The sequence below is a fragment of the Streptomyces noursei genome (assembly GCF_001646665.1).
GTDB lineage: Bacteria > Actinomycetota > Actinomycetes > Streptomycetales > Streptomycetaceae > Streptomyces > Streptomyces lavendulocolor.
In genome coordinates this window covers 67,760-83,364 of the sequence record NZ_LWBU01000405.1, presented here as the reverse complement: position 1 = coordinate 83,364, position 15,605 = coordinate 67,760, and the positions used below count along the sequence as shown (strand labels likewise).

Here is a 15,605-nt window from a genome sequence, read left to right as displayed (position 1 = left end):
TGACCTCCCCCGAACTCCTTCGGAGCAGGGGGCGCCCCCAGACCGTTGATCTGCCTGTCTCTTACGAGGAGTGCACATGTCCGAGGTGAAGCTCACCGTCCAGACCCGTACCGAGTTCGGCAAGGGCGCTGCCCGCCGTATCCGCCGTGCGAACCAGGTTCCGGGTGTGCTGTACGGCCACGGTTCCGACCCGATCCACCTGACGCTGCCGGGTCACGACCTGCTGCTGGCGCTGCGTACGCCGAACGTCCTGATCGCCCTGGACATCGACGGCAAGACCAACGAGCTGGCCATCCCGAAGGCCGTGCAGCGCGACCCGCTGAAGGGCTTCCTGGAGCACGTCGACCTCCAGCTCGTGCAGCGTGGCGAGAAGGTCAACGTGGAGATCCCGGTGCACACCGAGGGCGAGCTGGCCGCCGGCGGCAACCTGCTGGAGCACGTGCTCAACGCGCTTCCGGTCGAGGCCGAGGCCACCCACATCCCCGAGTCCGTCTCGGTCTCCGTCGAGGGCCTGGAGGCCGGTGCCTCCATCCTGGCGAAGGACATCGCGCTGCCGAAGGGCACCACGCTGGCCGTCGACGGTGACACCGTCGTGCTGCAGATCCTGGCCGCGCAGGCCGAGGAGCCGGCCGCCGAGGGTGCCGAGGGCGAAGAGGCCGCCGAGGCCTGAGCCGTCCTGGGCTCTGCTTGACGGGGTGGCGGGCTGCGGCCCGCCACCCCGTTTCCCTGTTCTGTGTACCTGTACGCACACGAGGAGACTGACGACATGACGACGGCGACGGAGGCCGGTGCGCCCTGGCTGATCGTGGGCCTGGGGAACCCGGGGCCGGAGTACGCCGCGAACCGGCACAACGTCGGGTTCATGGTGGCCGATCTCCTCGCGGAGCGGATCGGCGGGAAGTTCAAGCGGGCGGGCAAGGCGCAGGCGCAGGTGGTGGAGGGCCGTATCGGCGCTCCGGGGCCGGCGAGCCGGCGGGTGGTGCTGGTGAAGCCGATGTCGTACATGAACCTGTCGGGCGGTCCGGTGACGGCGCTGCGGGACTTCTACAAGGTGCCGACGGCGCACGTCGTGGCGGTCCACGACGAGCTGGACATCGACTACGGCACGATGCGGCTGAAGCTGGGCGGCGGGGACAACGGGCACAACGGTCTGAAGTCGATGACGAAGGCGATGGGCGCGGACTACCACCGGGTGCGGTTCGGGATCGGGCGTCCGCCGGGCCGGATGCAGGTCGCCGACTTCGTGCTGAAGGACTTCTCGTCGGCGGAGCGCAAGGAGCTGGACTACCTGGTCGACCGGGCGGCCGACGCGGTGGAGTGCCTGGTGACGGAGGGGCTGGAGCGGGCGCAGTCCGCGTACAACTCCTGACCGTTCCGGACCGGAATTGACCGGGTGCGGTCGTGTGCCAGAGGATCGCGCCCCATGAGCAAGAAGCGGACTTCAGCCCTCCCGTATGCCCGTGCTGCCGCGATGGCGCTGGTCGCCCTGGTGCTGGTGGTCGCGGGCGTGTGGGCGTCATGGGGGTCGGCGCAGCACGTGCTGCTGGCGAAGGGCCGTGAGCACGGCACGCTGACGGTCACGGGCTGCTCGACGGACGTGTGCACGGGGCGCTTCGACCCCGAGGGGCCGGCCGGTCCGCGTACGGACATGACGATCGGCCACTCGGTGGCCGTGGAGAAGGGCGGCCGGTACGCGGTCGTGGTGAAGCCGGGCACGACCGAGCTGGTGCGCACGGGGTGGTCGGGCGGGCTGCACGCGTGGCTGCCGCTGGGCGGGGCGCTGCTGCTGGCGGCGCTGGTGATCGGCGGCGGGATGCGGTTGCCGAGGCTGGCGTGGGCGTCGGCGTCGGTGGGCGGGGCGTTGCTGGTGGGGACGTTCCTGGCCCTCTAGGGAGCTGCCTTCCTGGCCCTCTAGGGAGCTGCCGGGGAATTGCGGGGAGGGACGCGAAGGGGGCGCCCGGTTTCGGCCGGGCGCCCCCTTCGTGCTGTCCGGGCGCGGGTCAGCCGGTGTTGCGCAGACCGGCCGCCACGCCGTTCACGGTGAGCAGCAGAGCCCGCGCGAGCAGCGGGTCCGGTTCCTCGCCGCTCTCGGCGGCGGCGCGCTGGCGGGCGAGCAGGGCGACCTGGAGGTAGGAGATCGGGTCCAGGTAGGCGTCGCGGATGGCGAAGGTCTGCTGGAGGACCGGGTTGGAGTCGAGCAGTTCCTTGCCCCCGGTGACGCGCAGGACCTCGCTGACGGTCAGCGCGTGCTCGGCCTCGATGTCGTCGAAGACGTGCCGCAGGTTCTCGGGCACGAGGGTCTCGACGTAGTGGCGGGCGATCCGCAGGTCCGTCTTGGCGAGGGTCATCTCGACGTTGGACAGGAAGTTGCGGAAGAAGTGCCACTGCTCGTACATCTCGTCGAGCACGGCGTCGAGGCCGGCCTCGCGCAGGGCCTTGAGGCCGGAGCCGACGCCGAACCAGCCGGGGACGATCTGCCGCGACTGGGTCCAGCCGAACACCCACGGGATGGCGCGCAGTCCGTCGAGCGAGACGCCCGAGCCGGGGCGGCGGGAGGGCCGCGAGCCCAGGTGCAGGTCGGCGAGCTGGTCGACGGGGGTGGAGGCCAGGAAGTACGTCGGCAGGTCGGGGTCCTCGACGAGCTTGCGGTAGGCCGTGTGGGCGGCGTCGGAGACGACGTCCATGGCGGCGTCCCAGCGGGCGAGGGCCTCGTCGGACTGGCGGGGCGCGGTGTGCAGGGCGGACGCCTGGAGGGTGGCGGCGACCGTCAGCTCCAGGTTCTCCCGGGCCAGCGACGGGATGAGGTACTTGTCGGAGATGACCTCGCCCTGCTCGGTGACCTTGATCTCGCCCTCCAGGGTGCCCCAGGGCTGGGCGAGGATCGCGTCGTGGGAGGGGCCGCCGCCGCGGCCGACGGTGCCGCCGCGGCCGTGGAAGAGGCGCAGGCGGACGCCGTAGCGGTGGGCGACGTCGCGCAGCCGGCGCTGGGCGCGGTGGATCTCCCACTGGCTGGTGGTGATGCCGCCGAACTTGGAGGAGTCGGAGTAGCCGAGCATGACCTCCTGGACGTCGCCGCGCAGCGAGACGAGACGCCGGTAGGACGGGTCGGCGAGCATGTCGTTGAGGATGACGTCGGCGGCCTTGAGCTCGTCGGTGGTCTCCAGCAGCGGCACGATGCCGATCTTGGCCCAGCCGGCGTGCAGGTCGATGAGTCCGGCCTCGCGGGCGAGGACGGCGGCGGCGAAGACGTCGTCGGCGCCCTGGCACATCGAGATGATGTACGACTCGATGACCTCGGGGCCGAAGCGCTCGAAGGCCTGCTTGACCGTGTGGAAGACGCCGAGGGTCTTGGTGCCGGCCGCGTCGAGCGGGGCGGGCGACGGCGCCAGCGGGCGCCGGGAGCGCAGCTCCTTGGCGAGGAGCCGCTGCCGGTAGTCGCGCGGCATGTCCGCGTACCGCCAGGACTCCTCGCCGAGGCGGTCGAAGAGCTGGCCCAGCGCGTGGTGGTGGGCGTCGGCGTGTTCGCGGACGTCCATGGTGGCGAGCTGGAGGCCGAACGCGGTCAGCGTGCGGATGGTGCGGTCCATGCGCCCGTCGGCGAAGAGGCCGCCGCGGTGCTCGCGCAGGGAGGTCTGGATCAAGGTGAGGTCCTGGATCAGCTCGGCGGTGCCGAGGTAGTCGCGGCCTTCCTGGTGGGCGGTGCCCTTGGCGAGGCGCTCGCGGGTGTTGACCAGCTTCTGCCGGATGCAGGTGGCCTTCAGCCGGTAGGGCTCCTCGGCGTTGAGGCGCTTGTAGCGGGGGCTGATCTCGGGGAGCTGCTCGAGGTCCCGCTGGAGGGAGTCGAGGAGTTCCTGGGTGGCGCCGGCGTAGCGGATGGAGTTCGACAGCTGGCTGCGCAGGTGGTCGATCAGCTCGATGGCGTCGGTGATGCCGTGCTCGTGCTGGAGGATCAGCACGTCCCAGGTGACGGCGGGGGTGACGTTGGGGTTGCCGTCGCGGTCGCCGCCGATCCAGGTGCCGAAGGTCAGCGGGCGGGTGCCGGGGGGCAGCTCGACGCCGACGCGCTCCAGCTCGGCGGCGAGGTCCTCCAGGACGTCGCCGACGGCATTGGCGTGCAGCTCGTCGAGGTAGTAGATGGCGTTGCGGGCCTCGTCGGTCGGCTCGGGGCGGACGACGCGGAGTTCGTCGGTCTGCCAGATGAGGTCGATGGCCTCGGCCAGGCGCAGGTCGTGGCGGCGCCGGTCGGAGGCGATGACGGGCGTCTCCAGCAGCTCGGCGACGCGGCGGAGCTTGTTGAGCACGGAGCGTCGCGCGGCTTCGGTGGGGTGCGCGGTGAAGACGGGACGGACGTTGAGGTGCTTGACCGTCTCGCGTACGTGTTCGGGGTCGCCGTCCTTGAGCATGTCGGCGGTGCGGGCGAGCAGGCCGCCCTCGGCGGCGCGCCTCTCGCGCAGTTCGCGGCCGCGGTGGACCTGCTCGGTGACGTTGGCCAAATGGAAGTAGGTGGAGAAGGCGCGCACCAGGCGGGCGGCGGTCTCCAGGTCTGTGTCTCCGAGGAGCGCGGCTGCGGCCTCGCCGTTCTCGCGGGTCAGGTGGCGGACCTTCTCGACCAGGTCGAGGAGCTCCGGTCCTTCCTGGCGGACGAGGGTCTCGCCCAGCAGGTCGCCCAGTCGGCGGATGTCGGCGCGCAGCTCGGCGCTGGCGGAGGGGGTCTGGTCGGCACTGCTCACAGGTGCGGCTCCTTGCAGTGTTTGAGCACGTCTGGAGGGGTACTGGAGGCTGCGGACCGCGCTGTCCGACGACACCCAGGATAGGTGTCGCTTCCGGCGGCACCGCCCCCAGCCCTCTTGCCGCGTGCCGAACCGCTGCCATACTTACGTCGCCGTAGGTTACGGGACCGTAGCCTCGGCTTCCTTTGCATCCCTCACCCCCCAGGGGACCCCATGACCACAAGCCCCGACGTGCTCGAGAACTCGGACCCGTCCGCCTCCCCCTCTCCGGACCTGCCCCCCGGCACCCTCGGCGGGGACAGCAAGCGCTCGGTCGAGCAGATCGCGCTGCTGCTGTTCATCACGGTGCCGTTCCTGGCGCTGCTCGCGGCGGTGCCGCTGGCGTGGGGCTGGGGGGTGAGCTGGCTGGACCTCGGGCTGATGGTGGCGATGTACTACATCGGCTGCCACGGCATCACGATCGGCTTCCACCGTTACTTCACGCACGGCTCGTTCAAGGCGAGGCGTCCGCTGCGGATCGCTCTGGCGGTCATGGGGTCGCTGGCGGTGGAGGGGCCGCTGGTGCGCTGGGTGGCGGACCACCGCAAGCACCACAAATTCTCGGACGCCGAGGGCGACCCGCACTCGCCGTGGCGGTTCGGCGAGACCCTGCCGGCGCTGATGAAGGGCCTGTGGTGGGCGCACATCGGCTGGATGTTCGACGAGGAGCGCACGCCGCAGGCCAAGTACGCGCCCGATCTGATCAAGGACCCGGCGCTCCGGGCGATCTCCCGCTGGTTCATCGGCTTCACGGTCCTGTCGCTGGCGATCCCGCCGCTGGTGGGCGGTCTGGTGACGATGTCGTGGTGGGGGGCCTTCACAGCGTTCTTCTGGGGCTCGCTGGTGCGGGTGGCGCTGCTGCACCACGTCACCTGGTCGATCAACTCGATCTGCCACGCGGTCGGCAAGCGTCCGTTCAAGTCGCGGGACCGCAGCGGGAACGTGTGGTGGCTGGCGGTGCTGTCGTGCGGTGAGTCGTGGCACAACCTGCACCACGCGGACCCGACGAGTGCGCGGCACGGCGTGATGCGGGGGCAGATCGACTCCAGCGCCCGGCTGATCCGCTGGTTCGAGAAGCTGGGCTGGGCGTACGACGTGCGCTGGCCGACCGCCGAGCGGATCGCCGCCCGACGCCAGGACCGCGCCGCGAACGCGGCATGATGGACGGTGTGGCGATCGACGGCAGTGGCAGCGGTAGTACTGACAAACCCAGGCGGGGGCGCCGGGTCCGGATGACGGGCGCCGAGCGTCGGCAGCAGCTGCTCGACATCGGCCGCGCGCTCTTCGCCGAGCGGGGGTTCGAGGGCACGTCGGTGGAGGAGATCGCCGCCAAGGCGGGTGTCTCCAAGCCGGTGGTGTACGAGCACTTCGGCGGCAAGGAAGGTCTGTACGCGGTCGTGGTGGACCGGGAGATGCGCCAGTTGCTCGACATGGTGACGGGCGCCCTGACGGCGGGCCACCCGCGTGAGCTGCTGGAGCAGGCCGCCTTCGCGCTGCTCGACTACATCGAGACGTACACGGACGGTTTCCGCATCCTGGTGCGGGACTCGCCGGTCGCGCAGTCGACGGGTACGTTCGCGTCGCTGATCTCCGACATCGCCACACAGGTCGAGGACATCCTCGGCCTGGAGTTCAAGGCGCGGGGCTTCGACCCCAAGCTGGCGCCGCTGTACGCGCAGGCTCTGGTGGGCATGGTGGCGCTGACCGGCCAGTGGTGGCTGGACGCCCGCCGGCCGAAGAAGGCCGAGGTGGCCGCCCACCTGGTGAACCTGGCGTGGCACGGGCTGGACGGCCTGGAGCCGAAGCCGCGGCTGATAGGGCACCGCAAGAGCTGACCGCGCCGGGGTGCGGGCGCCGCTGCGCGCCGCACCCCGGCGCGGCCGTCGCCGGGTGCGCCGGTAAGTGGGACGTCACCCCGCCGCCTCCGGGCTCCTGGTGGCGACGGCGAAGACGCGGCGGAACGGGAACACCGTGCCGTGCGCGCCGGGCGGATAGGCCTCGCGGAGCAGGTCGCGGTACTGGGCGAGGAAGGCGGCGACCGCGTCGTCGTCGCCGTCCAGGGCGGTGAGGACGGGGCGCAGGGCGGTGCCCTTCACCCAGTCGAGGACGGGGTCCTCGCCCTGGAGGAGCTGGGAGTAGACGGTCTCCCACACGTCGACGGCGAGGCCCAGGTCGGCCAGGCGGGTGAGGTAGTCGGCGGGTTCGAGGATGTGGACGAAGCGGCGGCCGTGGCCGGTCAGCCGGGCCCGCCACTGGGGCGTCTCGCACAGCTCGCCGAGGAGCGCGTGGCTGGGTGAGGTGAAGTTGGCGGGGACCTGGAAGGCCAGGGTGCCGCCGGGGACGAGCCCCTGGGTCCACACGGGCAGCGATTCGGGATGGTTGGGCACCCACTGGAGCGCGGCGTTGGAAATGATCAGGTCATAGGGTTCGTCGGGTGTCCAGTGGGCCGCGTCGGCGGGGCGGAAGTCGAGCCAGCCGCCCCCGTCGGTGGTGCCGGCGTAGTGCTTCTCGGCCTGTTCCAGCATCTCGGGCGAGAGGTCGAAGCCGGTGATGCGGGCGTGCGGCCAGCGGTCGGCCAGCAGCGCCGTGACGTTGCCCGGTCCGCATCCCAGGTCGGCGATGCGGGGGGAGCGGCCCTCGGCGGTGGCGGGCAGTTCCGGTATGCGGGCGAGCAGGTCGAGGAACGGTCGGGTGCGGTGGGAGGAGTGGCGCAGGTACTGCTGTGGATCCCAGATCGGTGCGGAGTGCATGTGTGGAGCCCCCTTGCTGGAACGAAGTGCCGAAGCGGAACAGAGTCCCGGCCCCGTCATGCCCAATGGTCCAGGCAGATATTTCTTGACGTCAAGAGACTTCACATCGACAGATCGCCTACACTGATCGCCATGGAGGACGAGGTCGACCGACTGGTCGCTGCATGGCGCCGCGAGCGCCCCGACCTCGACGTGGAACCGCTCGAGGTGCTCAGCCGCGTCTCCCGGCTGGCCCGCCACCTCGACCGCGCCCGCCGCCTCGCCTTCTCCGAGCACAACCTGGAGCCCTGGGAGTTCGACGTCCTGACGTCGCTGCGCCGCGCCGGAGCCCCCTACCAGCTCTCCCCCGGCCAGCTGCTCACCCAGACGCTGGTCACCTCCGGCACCATGACCAACCGCATCGACCGGCTCGCGAAGAAGGGCCTCGTCGAGCGGCTGCCCGACCCCAGCGACCGCCGCGGCGTCCTGGTCCGCCTCACCTCCGAGGGCCGCGACCGCGCCGACCAGGCGCTCGCCGGGCTCCTCGCGCAGGAGCGGGCCATCCTGGCGGAGCTGTCCCGCGCCCAGCGCGCCGAGCTGGCCGCCCTGCTACGCCAGCTGACCGCCCCGTTCGACAACATCCCCGGCTAGGCCGGGCGCCGGCTCCGCCGGTCCCACCCCCGCGCGGCGGGCCAGCGCGACCGCCGCCAGCGTGGAGTGCACCCCCAGCTTCCCCAGCACGTTCTGCATGTGCGTACGCACCGTGTGCGGGGACAGGAACAACCGCTCGGCGACCGCCTTGCGGCCCAGGCCCGCCACCATGCAGCGCAGCACCTCCCGCTCGCGCGGCGTCAGCGACTCCACCAGCCGCTCGCTCTCGGTCCGGTGCTTGCGCGCCGCCGTCAGCTCCCGCAGCACCCCGGTGAGCAGCGCGGGCGGCAGGTGCGTCTCGTCGCGCAGCACGCCCCGTATCACCGTCAGCAGCCGCTGGAGCGAGCAGTCCTTGGCGACCCAGCCCGAGGCCCCCGCCTGGAGGGCCAGCGCCGCCCGTCCCGGGTCGTCCTTCTCGGCCAGCACGACCGTACGCACCTCGGGGCGGCCCTCGCGGACACCGGCCACCAGGGAGATGCCGTCCACGACCCCCTCGCCGTTGTCCGGTACGGCGCGGGCGACCGCCGGCGCGTTCGCCACGCCCAGGTCGGCGTCGACGAGCAGCACGTCGAACCTGCGGCCCTCGGCCGTCGCCCGGTCCAGGCAGCGCAGCGCGGCGGGGCCGCTGCCGGCCGCCGCGACGTCCACGTCGGGCTCGGCCGCCAGGGCGGCGGCGAGCGACTCGGCGAAGATGCGGTGGTCGTCCACCACCAGAACCCGGATACGGACCACTGACACCCCCATGTGTCGAGGAAACGGAGCAGCTGCGGGTACGGCGCCCGGAGACGACAGGCCCCAGTGGTCGCACGGCCGCCGCCGTGCAGTGACTGTTACCCCCGCCCCGGGCGTCGTACCCGGCTGTCTCGCCCCCTGATCAGCACCGGCCCCCACCGGTGCTGTGCATCAGCGTACGGCGGCGTGGCCCGAGGGGAAGGCCACTTGCCCAAACTCACCGGCCCGCACCCGCCACCGCCACCGCCCTTCGCGGCCGCCTCCGCCGCCGAGGACCACGGGCGCCCCGGCCCCCCGCCCGCGCTCAGCCGACCCGCCGCGCCCCCGCCGACGGCACCGCCGCGAACACCCGCGGAGCGGTGTGCCCGGCCGCCGCGAACGCCTCCGCGACCGCCTTGGTCACCGTGTCATCGTCGGCCGCCTCGACCAGCACGATCGCCGAGCCGCCGAACCCGCCGCCGGTCATCCGCGCCCCCAGCGCCCCGGCGTCCGTCGCGGCCGTGACCACAAGGTCCAGCTCGGGGCAGGAGACGCGCAGGTCGTCGCGGAGCGAGGCGTGGCCCTCGGTGAGGACCGGCCCGACCGCCCGCACGTCGCCGCCGTCCAGCAGCGCGATCGTCCGCTTGACCCGGCGGTTCTCGGACACCACGTGACGGACGTACCGGCGAACCGTTTCGTCACGCAACCGGGCCAGGGCGTCCGGCAGTTGCACGTGATCCACCTCGCGCAGCGTGCGCACACCGAGCGCCCGCGCGCCGGCCTCGCACCCGGCGCGCCGCTCGGCGTACGCGCCGTCGCCGAGCGCGTGCTTCACCCGGGTGTCGACGACCAGCAGCCGCAGGCCCCGGGCGCCGAGGTCGAACGGCACCTGGCGGGTCGACAGGTCCCGGGTGTCGAGGTACAGCGCGTGCCCCTCGGTGCAGCACGCCGACGCCATCTGGTCCATCACGCCGCACGGGACGCCCACGAACGCGTTCTCGGCGCGCTGTCCGAGGACGGCCAGCCGCGCGGCGTCCAGCCCGAGGCCGTACAGGTCGTTCAGGGCGAGCGCGGTGACCACCTCCAGGGCGGCCGACGACGACAGCCCGGCGCCCGTCGGGACGGTGGAGGCGAGGTGGACGTCGGCGCCCGCGACGGCGTGACCCGCCTCGCGCAGCGCCCACAGCACACCGGCCGGGTAGGCGGCCCAGCCGGTGTCGGCGAGCGGCTCCAGGGCGTCGGCGTCGAGCTGGACCACACCCTGGCCGGTGTCGGCCGAGTGGACGCGCAACCGCCCGTCGGTGCGCCGCGCCACGGCGGCGACGGCGGTGTGCGGGAGCGCCAGCGGCATCACGAACCCGTCGTTGAAGTCGGTGTACTCGCCGATCAGGTTGACCCTGCCGGGGGCGGCCCACACCCCCTCGGGGGCGTACCCGTACAGCCGCCGGAACTCCTCCGCGACGCCCACGCCCACTCCCACGTGCCTGCTCCCGCTCCCGGTCCTGCCCCCGCTCCCGCCGCGGCCCGTACCGGCGCTCATTCCCCCGCCTCCGCCGGCCGCGCCCGGGCGAACTCCCAGGCGTCCGCCACGATGCCCGCCAGCTCCGGGCGGGACGGCTTCCAGCCGAGCCGGTCGCGCGCGGTGGCGGCCGAGGCGACCAGTACCGCCGGGTCTCCGCCGCGCCGGGCGGAGACGACCTCCGGCACCGGGTGGCCGGTGACCTCGCGCACGGTCCGGACGACCTCGCGGACCGAGAAGCCGTTGCCGTTGCCGAGGTTGCAGATCAGGTGCTCGCCCGGGGTGACCGCGTCCAGTGCGAGCAGGTGCGCCTCGGCGAGGTCGGCGACGTGGATGTAGTCGCGCACGCAGGTCCCGTCGGGCGTCGGGTAGTCGTCGCCGTACACCGCGATCGAGGGGCGCCGGCCGAGCGCCACCTGGAGGACCAGGGGGATGAGGTGGGACTCGGGGTCGTGCCGCTCGCCGTACTTCCCGTACGCCCCGGCGACGTTGAAGTACCGGAGCGAGGCGGCGGCCAGGCCGTGGGCGGCGGCCTCGCCGCTGATCATGTGGTCGACGGCCAGCTTGGAGGCGCCGTAGGGGCTGGTGGGGGCGGTGGGGTCGGTCTCGGTGAGGGGGACGGAGACCGGCTCGCCGTAGGTCGCGGCCGTGGAGGAGAACACCAGGCGGCGCACGCCCGTGTCGCGCATCGCGGCCAGCAGCGCCATCGTGCCGCCGACGTTGTTCACCCAGTACTTCTCCGGGTCGACGACGGACTCGCCCACCTGGGAGAAGGCGGCGAAGTGCAGGACGCCGTCGTAGGAGGCGTCCAGGTGGCGGGCGGCGTCCTGGACGCGGCCCTCGACGAAGTGCGCGCCGTCCGGGACGCCCTCGCGGAATCCGGTCGACAGGTCGTCCAGGACGGTCACCCGGTGCCCGGCCTCCAGCAGGTGCGCGGCGACCACACTGCCGACGTAGCCGGCCCCGCCCGTCACCAGGTACTTGCCTCTGCTCACGTGGTCGCCACCTCTCGGAGTCGGCGGGCCGCGGTCTCCGGCGGCACGTCGTTGATGAACACGCTCATACCGGACTCCGAGCCCGCGAGGAACTTCAGCTTGCCGGAAGTGCGTCGGATGGTGAAAAGCTCCAGATGCAGCGCGAAGTCGTCCCGAGCGGGGTCCCCGAACGGCGCCTGGTGCCAGGCCGCGATGTACGGCGTCGGGGGTTCGCCGTCCCCGAAGATCCGGTCGAAGCGCCGCAGGAGCTCCAGGTAGACCGCGGGGAACCCGGTGCGCGCCGCGCCGTCGAGCGCCCGGAGGTCGGGCACGCGCCGCTTGGGGTAGAGGTGCACCTCGTACGGCCAGTGCGCGGCGTACGGCACGAAGGCGATCCATTCGCCGGTCTCCAGAACCACCCGTTCGGCCTCCGCGCGCTCGCGCTCGACGACGTCGTCGAAGAGGTTGCGGCCGGTGGCCTCCCGGTGGGCGGCGGCGGAGCGCTGCATCAGCTCCGTGCGCGGGGTGATGAAGGGGTAGGCGTAGATCTGGCCGTGGGGGTGGCCGAGGGTGACGCCGATCTCGGCGCCGCGGTTCTCGAAGCAGAACACCTGCCGGACGCCGGGGAGTTCGGCGAGTTCGGCGGTGCGGTCGGTCCACGCCTCCAGGACGAGTGCGGCACGGTCCTCGTCGAGGTCTGCGAAGGAGGCGTCGTGGTCGGAGGTGAAGCAGACGACCTCGCAGCGACCGGAGTCGCCGGCGAGGGAGGGAAAGCGGTTCTCGAAGACGACGACGTCGTAGTCGTCGTCCGGGATCTCGCTGCGGCGGCCGTCGCGCGAGGGGCACAGGGGGCACTCGTCGGCGGGCGGGTGGTAGGTGCGGCCCTGGCGGTGCGAGGCGACGGCGACCCGGTCGCCCAGCAGGGGGTCGCGGCGGACCTCGGACGTGGTGGAGATGGGGTCGAGGGGCCGCCGGTCCACGGCGTCGCGCACGACGTCGTCCCGGGCGTCGTAATAGACCAGCTCACGGCCGTCGGCCAGCCGGGTCGACGTCTTCTTCACTCGGGCTCCTCGCAGGCCTCGCACACCCACCCAACAGAATCAAACATAAACAACCACAGACCAACAGCGGCCGTCAATGACGTCGCCGCTCACCGTCGATCGCCCCCAGACAAGCGCTTGCTCCAGGACAAATCCCCTCACCCGATCACAATCAAACAAAGAAAACGAACAGAAGTGTTCAGATTTCGAAGGTGGCGGCGTAGGTTCCGGGCTGATCAGTTCCCGCGACGAAGCGAGTATTCATGCGTCCCCTGGCCGACGGGCCGTACCTGGCCGACGGGCTCCGGCTCCCCACCAACGGGCTCGACTACGCGATCCTGGCGATCTACTTCGCCGTCGTCCTGGGCATCGGGTTCGCCGCCCGGGCCAGTGTGAGAACCAGCCTCGACTTCTTCCTCTCGGGCCGCTCCCTGCCGGCCTGGGTCACCGGGCTGGCCTTCGTCGCCGCCAACCTCGGGGCGACGGAGATCCTGGGCATGGCCGCGACCGGCGCGCAGTACGGTGTCGCCGTCGTCCACTGGTACTGGGTCGGCGCCATACCCGCCATGGTCTTCCTCGGTCTGGTGATGATGCCCTTCTACTACGGCTCCAAGGTCCGGTCCGTACCCGAGTTCCTGCTCCAGCGGTTCGACAAGCCGGCGCACCTGCTCAGTTCGGGGCTGTTCGCCTTCGCCGCCGTCCTCATCGCGGGCGTCAACCTCTACGCCCTGTCGATCGTCGTGGAGGCGCTGCTCGGCTGGCCGCAGTGGGTCTCCATCGTCGTCGCCGGCTTCTTCGTGCTGGCGTACATCACCGTCGGCGGCCTCTCCTCGGCGATCTACAACGAGGTGCTGCAGTTCTTCGTGATCCTCGCCGCGCTCATCCCGCTGACCGTCCTCGGTCTCAAGCGGGTCGGCGGCTGGGACGGTCTGACCGGCTCTCTGGAGAGGAGCCACGGTCCCGACTTCCTCTCCGCCTGGAGCGGCACCGGCATCGGCGACGCCAACCCATTGGGCGCCAACTGGCTGACCATCGTCCTCGGTCTCGGGTTCGTGCTCTCCTTCGGCTACTGGACCACCAACTTCGCCGAGGTTCAGCGCGCCCTGTCCGCGAAGAACCTGTCGGCCGCCAAGCGCACCCCGCTGATCGCGGCCTTCCCGAAGATCTTCATCGTGTTCGTGGTGATGATCCCCGGCCTGGTCGCCGCCGTCCTCGTGCCGAGGATCGGCACGGCGGGCTCGGACCTCACCTACAACGACGCCGTCCCGCTGCTGATGCGGGAACTGCTGCCCAACGGCGTGCTGGGCATAGCCGTGACCGGCCTGCTCGCCGCCTTCATGGCCGGCATGGCCGCGAACGTGTCGTCGTTCAACACCGTCGTCACCGCCGACATCTGGGCGAAGTACGTCGTCATGGACCGCGACGACTCCTACTACCTGCGCTTCGGCCGGCTCGTCACGGTCCTCGGCGTGCTCGCCTCCATCGGCACCGCGTTCCTCGCCGCGAGCTTCTCCAACATCATGGGGTACCTCCAGACCCTGTTCTCCTTCTTCAACGTGCCGATGTTCGTCGTCTTCATCATCGGCATGTTCTGGAAGCGCGCCTCCGTCAAGTCCGGCTTCTGGGGCCTGATCGCGGGCACGGTCGCCGCGATGGTCAACTACTTCGTCGTCTACAAGCACGGCCTCATCGCCATGCCCACCGACCAGGGCGCCAACTTCGTCTCCGCGATCGTCGGCTTCGCCGCCGGCGCGGTGGTGATGGTCGCCGTCACGCTCTTCACCGCCCCCAAGCCCGAGGCCGAACTGGCGGGGCTGGTGTACGGCACGACGTCCCCGGGCATGGAGGAGGCGCCCTCCGAGGGCGACGACGCCTGGTACCGCCGCCCCGCCCTGCTCGGCTGGGGAGCCGTCCTGCTGGCCGCCGTCTGCTACCTGCCGTACTCCTTCTGACCGCCCCGGAGGCACCGAACCATGTCCGAACTGCAGCGCGAGGTCTCCGAGCTGGAGAAGAAGTCCGCCACCGCCGCCCGGCTCTTCGACATCCGGCGCATCATCGGCGGCCTGTTCACCGTCTACGGGGTCATCGTCACCGTCGCCGGTCTCACCGCGTCCGACGCGGACCTGGAGAAGGCCGTCGGCGTCAACATCAACCTCTGGACCGGGCTGGGCATGCTCGCCCTCGGCCTGTTCTTCCTGGTCTGGCTGTGGCTGCGGCCGGTCGCCCCGCCGGCGCCGCGACCGCCCGCCGAGTGAGGCCCGGGGCCGGACGACCGGGACGGGCCGTCAGGCCACCCCGTCCGGACGCACGAGCGCCCGGACGCGGGACGTCCGGCGCCGGGACGTCACAGGACGTCCGGCCCCACCGGCCCCACCGGCCCCGCCGGTCCACCGGGACCCACCGGCCCCACCGCGGACCCGGCCGCCGCGCCCGAGGACGCCGCCCGGTCCAGCAGACCGGTACGGGCGGCGAGCGCGGCGGCCTCCAGCCTCGACCCGACGCCCAGTTTCATCAGCACCCGCTGCACATGCGTCCGCGCGGTGCTCGGCGCGATCCTCATCCCCGCCGCGATCAGCCGGGTGTCCTCGCCCTCCGCGACCCGCACCAGCACCTCCACCTCGCGCGGGGTGAGCAGCCGCAGCAGCCGCTGCCCCTCGTCGTCCGGCTGCGCCGCCGGGTTGAGCAGCTCGGTGAAGGCGCCCTGGAGCAGTTGCGGCGCCACCGCCGCCTCCCCCGCCCGCGCCTTCATCATGGCCCGCTCCACGCCCTCGATGCGCTCGTCGTGGCGGACGTAACCGGAGGCACCGGCCGCGAACGCGGCCGCGATCCCGCGCGGCGACGGCACCGGGCCGAGCACCACGACCGCCACCTGCGGGCGCTCCCGCTTGATCGTCACGACCGGGTCGAAGACCCCCGGCTCGGCCGGTGCGGCCGTCCCCAGCAGGCACACCTCGGGCGCCCGGCTCACCACCAGCTCGGCCGCGCCCGCGGTCGGCGCGGCGGCCGCGAGCACCCGGTGCCCGCGCAGTTTGAGCGCCGAGGCCAGTGCCTCGGCATGCAGCCGGTGCTCGTCGACCACCATGAGCCGCACGCCCATCGACCATCCCCCATCCCCCGGGGTCCGACCCCCCGCCGCCCCCGGCACCGTTGACCCGGCAAGCTACACGCTTGTTCGACGCCGCGCGCCCCCTACGTGGCAGAAGCCCCCCGTA

Annotated in this window: 15 protein-coding genes; 8 read left to right on the top strand and 7 right to left on the bottom strand. The window is 72.0% G+C overall.

Going from position 1 to position 15,605, the window contains the following annotated elements; all coding sequences use genetic code 11:
- The first annotated feature begins 76 nt into the window (after positions 1–76).
- The 3 genes from A4V12_RS33370 to A4V12_RS33360 all read left to right on the top strand — a co-directional run bounded on the left by A4V12_RS33370 (position 77) and on the right by A4V12_RS33360 (position 1,891).
- The gene (locus A4V12_RS33370) at positions 77–670 is read left to right on the top strand and encodes a 50S ribosomal protein L25/general stress protein Ctc (RefSeq protein ID WP_064073245.1); all 594 of its coding nucleotides are present in this window, start codon (positions 77–79) and stop codon (positions 668–670) included.
- 96 nt (positions 671–766) lie between these two features.
- Entirely contained in the window at positions 767–1,369 is a 603-nt protein-coding gene (pth, locus tag A4V12_RS33365; protein ID WP_064073244.1) for an aminoacyl-tRNA hydrolase, read from the top strand.
- 54 nt (positions 1,370–1,423) lie between these two features.
- Positions 1,424–1,891: a hypothetical protein gene (locus A4V12_RS33360; RefSeq protein ID WP_064073243.1), complete on the top strand. Its 468-nt coding sequence runs from the start codon at positions 1,424–1,426 to the stop codon at positions 1,889–1,891.
- Positions 1,892–2,000: 109 nt separating this feature from the next.
- Here the strand turns inward: A4V12_RS33360 and ppc are convergent, their stop codons facing one another.
- Positions 2,001–4,730 (bottom strand): phosphoenolpyruvate carboxylase, encoded by a 2,730-nt coding sequence (gene ppc, locus A4V12_RS33355; RefSeq protein WP_064073242.1) that lies wholly within the window; start codon positions 4,728–4,730, stop codon positions 2,001–2,003.
- 213 nt (positions 4,731–4,943) lie between these two features.
- Here ppc and A4V12_RS33350 point away from each other — a divergent pair, with 213 nt between their 5' ends.
- Together A4V12_RS33350 and A4V12_RS33345 are read left to right on the top strand one after the other, a co-directional pair.
- The gene (locus tag A4V12_RS33350) at positions 4,944–5,930 is read left to right on the top strand and encodes an acyl-CoA desaturase (protein WP_064073241.1); all 987 of its coding nucleotides are present in this window, start codon (positions 4,944–4,946) and stop codon (positions 5,928–5,930) included.
- Positions 5,927–6,604, top strand: coding sequence for a TetR family transcriptional regulator (locus A4V12_RS33345; RefSeq protein WP_199831450.1), 678 nt, complete (start codon positions 5,927–5,929; stop codon positions 6,602–6,604). The genes A4V12_RS33350 and A4V12_RS33345 overlap by 4 nt, the downstream gene beginning before the upstream one ends.
- A gap of 75 nt (positions 6,605–6,679) precedes the next feature.
- On the opposite strand, the gene A4V12_RS33340 is transcribed toward A4V12_RS33345, so the two are convergent.
- Positions 6,680–7,519 (bottom strand): trans-aconitate 2-methyltransferase, encoded by an 840-nt coding sequence (locus A4V12_RS33340; RefSeq protein WP_064073239.1) that lies wholly within the window; start codon positions 7,517–7,519, stop codon positions 6,680–6,682.
- A gap of 132 nt (positions 7,520–7,651) precedes the next feature.
- Between A4V12_RS33340 and tamR the strand changes: the two genes are divergently transcribed.
- Positions 7,652–8,149 carry a MarR family transcriptional regulator TamR gene (gene tamR / locus A4V12_RS33335; protein WP_064073238.1) on the top strand — a complete coding sequence of 166 codons (498 nt, stop codon included), beginning with the start codon at positions 7,652–7,654 and terminating at the stop codon, positions 8,147–8,149.
- Here tamR and A4V12_RS33330 read toward each other — a convergent pair.
- The 4 genes from A4V12_RS33330 to galT form a co-directional block, all read right to left on the bottom strand.
- Positions 8,108–8,893 (bottom strand): LuxR C-terminal-related transcriptional regulator, encoded by a 786-nt coding sequence (locus tag A4V12_RS33330; RefSeq protein WP_199831449.1) that lies wholly within the window; start codon positions 8,891–8,893, stop codon positions 8,108–8,110. The genes tamR and A4V12_RS33330 overlap by 42 nt on opposite strands.
- A 292-nt stretch (positions 8,894–9,185) precedes the next feature.
- Positions 9,186–10,328, bottom strand: coding sequence for a galactokinase (gene galK, locus A4V12_RS33325; protein WP_064073361.1), 1,143 nt, complete (start codon positions 10,326–10,328; stop codon positions 9,186–9,188).
- Positions 10,329–10,396: 68 nt separating this feature from the next.
- Positions 10,397–11,374 carry a UDP-glucose 4-epimerase GalE gene (gene galE / locus A4V12_RS33320; RefSeq protein ID WP_064073236.1) on the bottom strand — a complete coding sequence of 326 codons (978 nt, stop codon included), beginning with the start codon at positions 11,372–11,374 and terminating at the stop codon, positions 10,397–10,399.
- Positions 11,371–12,414 carry a galactose-1-phosphate uridylyltransferase gene (gene galT, locus A4V12_RS33315; protein ID WP_064073235.1) on the bottom strand — a complete coding sequence of 348 codons (1,044 nt, stop codon included), beginning with the start codon at positions 12,412–12,414 and terminating at the stop codon, positions 11,371–11,373. The genes galE and galT overlap by 4 nt, the downstream gene beginning before the upstream one ends.
- Before the next feature lie 242 nt (positions 12,415–12,656).
- On the opposite strand from galT, the gene A4V12_RS33310 reads away from it, so the two are divergent.
- Both A4V12_RS33310 and A4V12_RS33305 read left to right on the top strand, forming a co-directional pair.
- A complete protein-coding gene (locus tag A4V12_RS33310) occupies positions 12,657–14,345 on the top strand; it encodes a sodium:solute symporter family protein (protein WP_064073234.1) in 1,689 nt (562 codons plus the stop codon).
- A gap of 21 nt (positions 14,346–14,366) precedes the next feature.
- Positions 14,367–14,648, top strand: a complete 282-nt coding sequence (locus A4V12_RS33305; RefSeq protein WP_064073233.1) for a hypothetical protein — start codon at positions 14,367–14,369, stop codon at positions 14,646–14,648.
- 89 nt (positions 14,649–14,737) lie between these two features.
- Here A4V12_RS33305 and A4V12_RS33300 read toward each other — a convergent pair whose 3' ends face one another.
- Complete coding sequence (locus tag A4V12_RS33300) at positions 14,738–15,490, bottom strand: response regulator transcription factor (protein ID WP_234372436.1); 753 nt, start codon at positions 15,488–15,490, stop codon at positions 14,738–14,740.
- Positions 15,491–15,605 lie beyond the last annotated feature (115 nt).

Coding starts and splice junctions, on each gene's coding strand:
- A4V12_RS33340 (WP_064073239.1), bottom strand. CDS start 7,519: ATGCACTCCGCACCGATCTGGGATCCACAGCAGTACCTGCGCCACTCC.
- A4V12_RS33300 (WP_234372436.1), bottom strand. CDS start 15,490: ATGGGCGTGCGGCTCATGGTGGTCGACGAGCACCGGCTGCATGCCGAG.
- A4V12_RS33370 (WP_064073245.1), top strand. CDS start 77: ATGTCCGAGGTGAAGCTCACCGTCCAGACCCGTACCGAGTTCGGCAAG.
- A4V12_RS33360 (WP_064073243.1), top strand. CDS start 1,424: ATGAGCAAGAAGCGGACTTCAGCCCTCCCGTATGCCCGTGCTGCCGCG.
- A4V12_RS33345 (WP_199831450.1), top strand. CDS start 5,927: ATGATGGACGGTGTGGCGATCGACGGCAGTGGCAGCGGTAGTACTGAC.
- A4V12_RS33330 (WP_199831449.1), bottom strand. CDS start 8,893: ATGGGGGTGTCAGTGGTCCGTATCCGGGTTCTGGTGGTGGACGACCAC.
- A4V12_RS33305 (WP_064073233.1), top strand. CDS start 14,367: ATGTCCGAACTGCAGCGCGAGGTCTCCGAGCTGGAGAAGAAGTCCGCC.
- pth (WP_064073244.1), top strand. CDS start 767: ATGACGACGGCGACGGAGGCCGGTGCGCCCTGGCTGATCGTGGGCCTG.
- tamR (WP_064073238.1), top strand. CDS start 7,652: ATGGAGGACGAGGTCGACCGACTGGTCGCTGCATGGCGCCGCGAGCGC.
- A4V12_RS33350 (WP_064073241.1), top strand. CDS start 4,944: ATGACCACAAGCCCCGACGTGCTCGAGAACTCGGACCCGTCCGCCTCC.
- A4V12_RS33310 (WP_064073234.1), top strand. CDS start 12,657: ATGCGTCCCCTGGCCGACGGGCCGTACCTGGCCGACGGGCTCCGGCTC.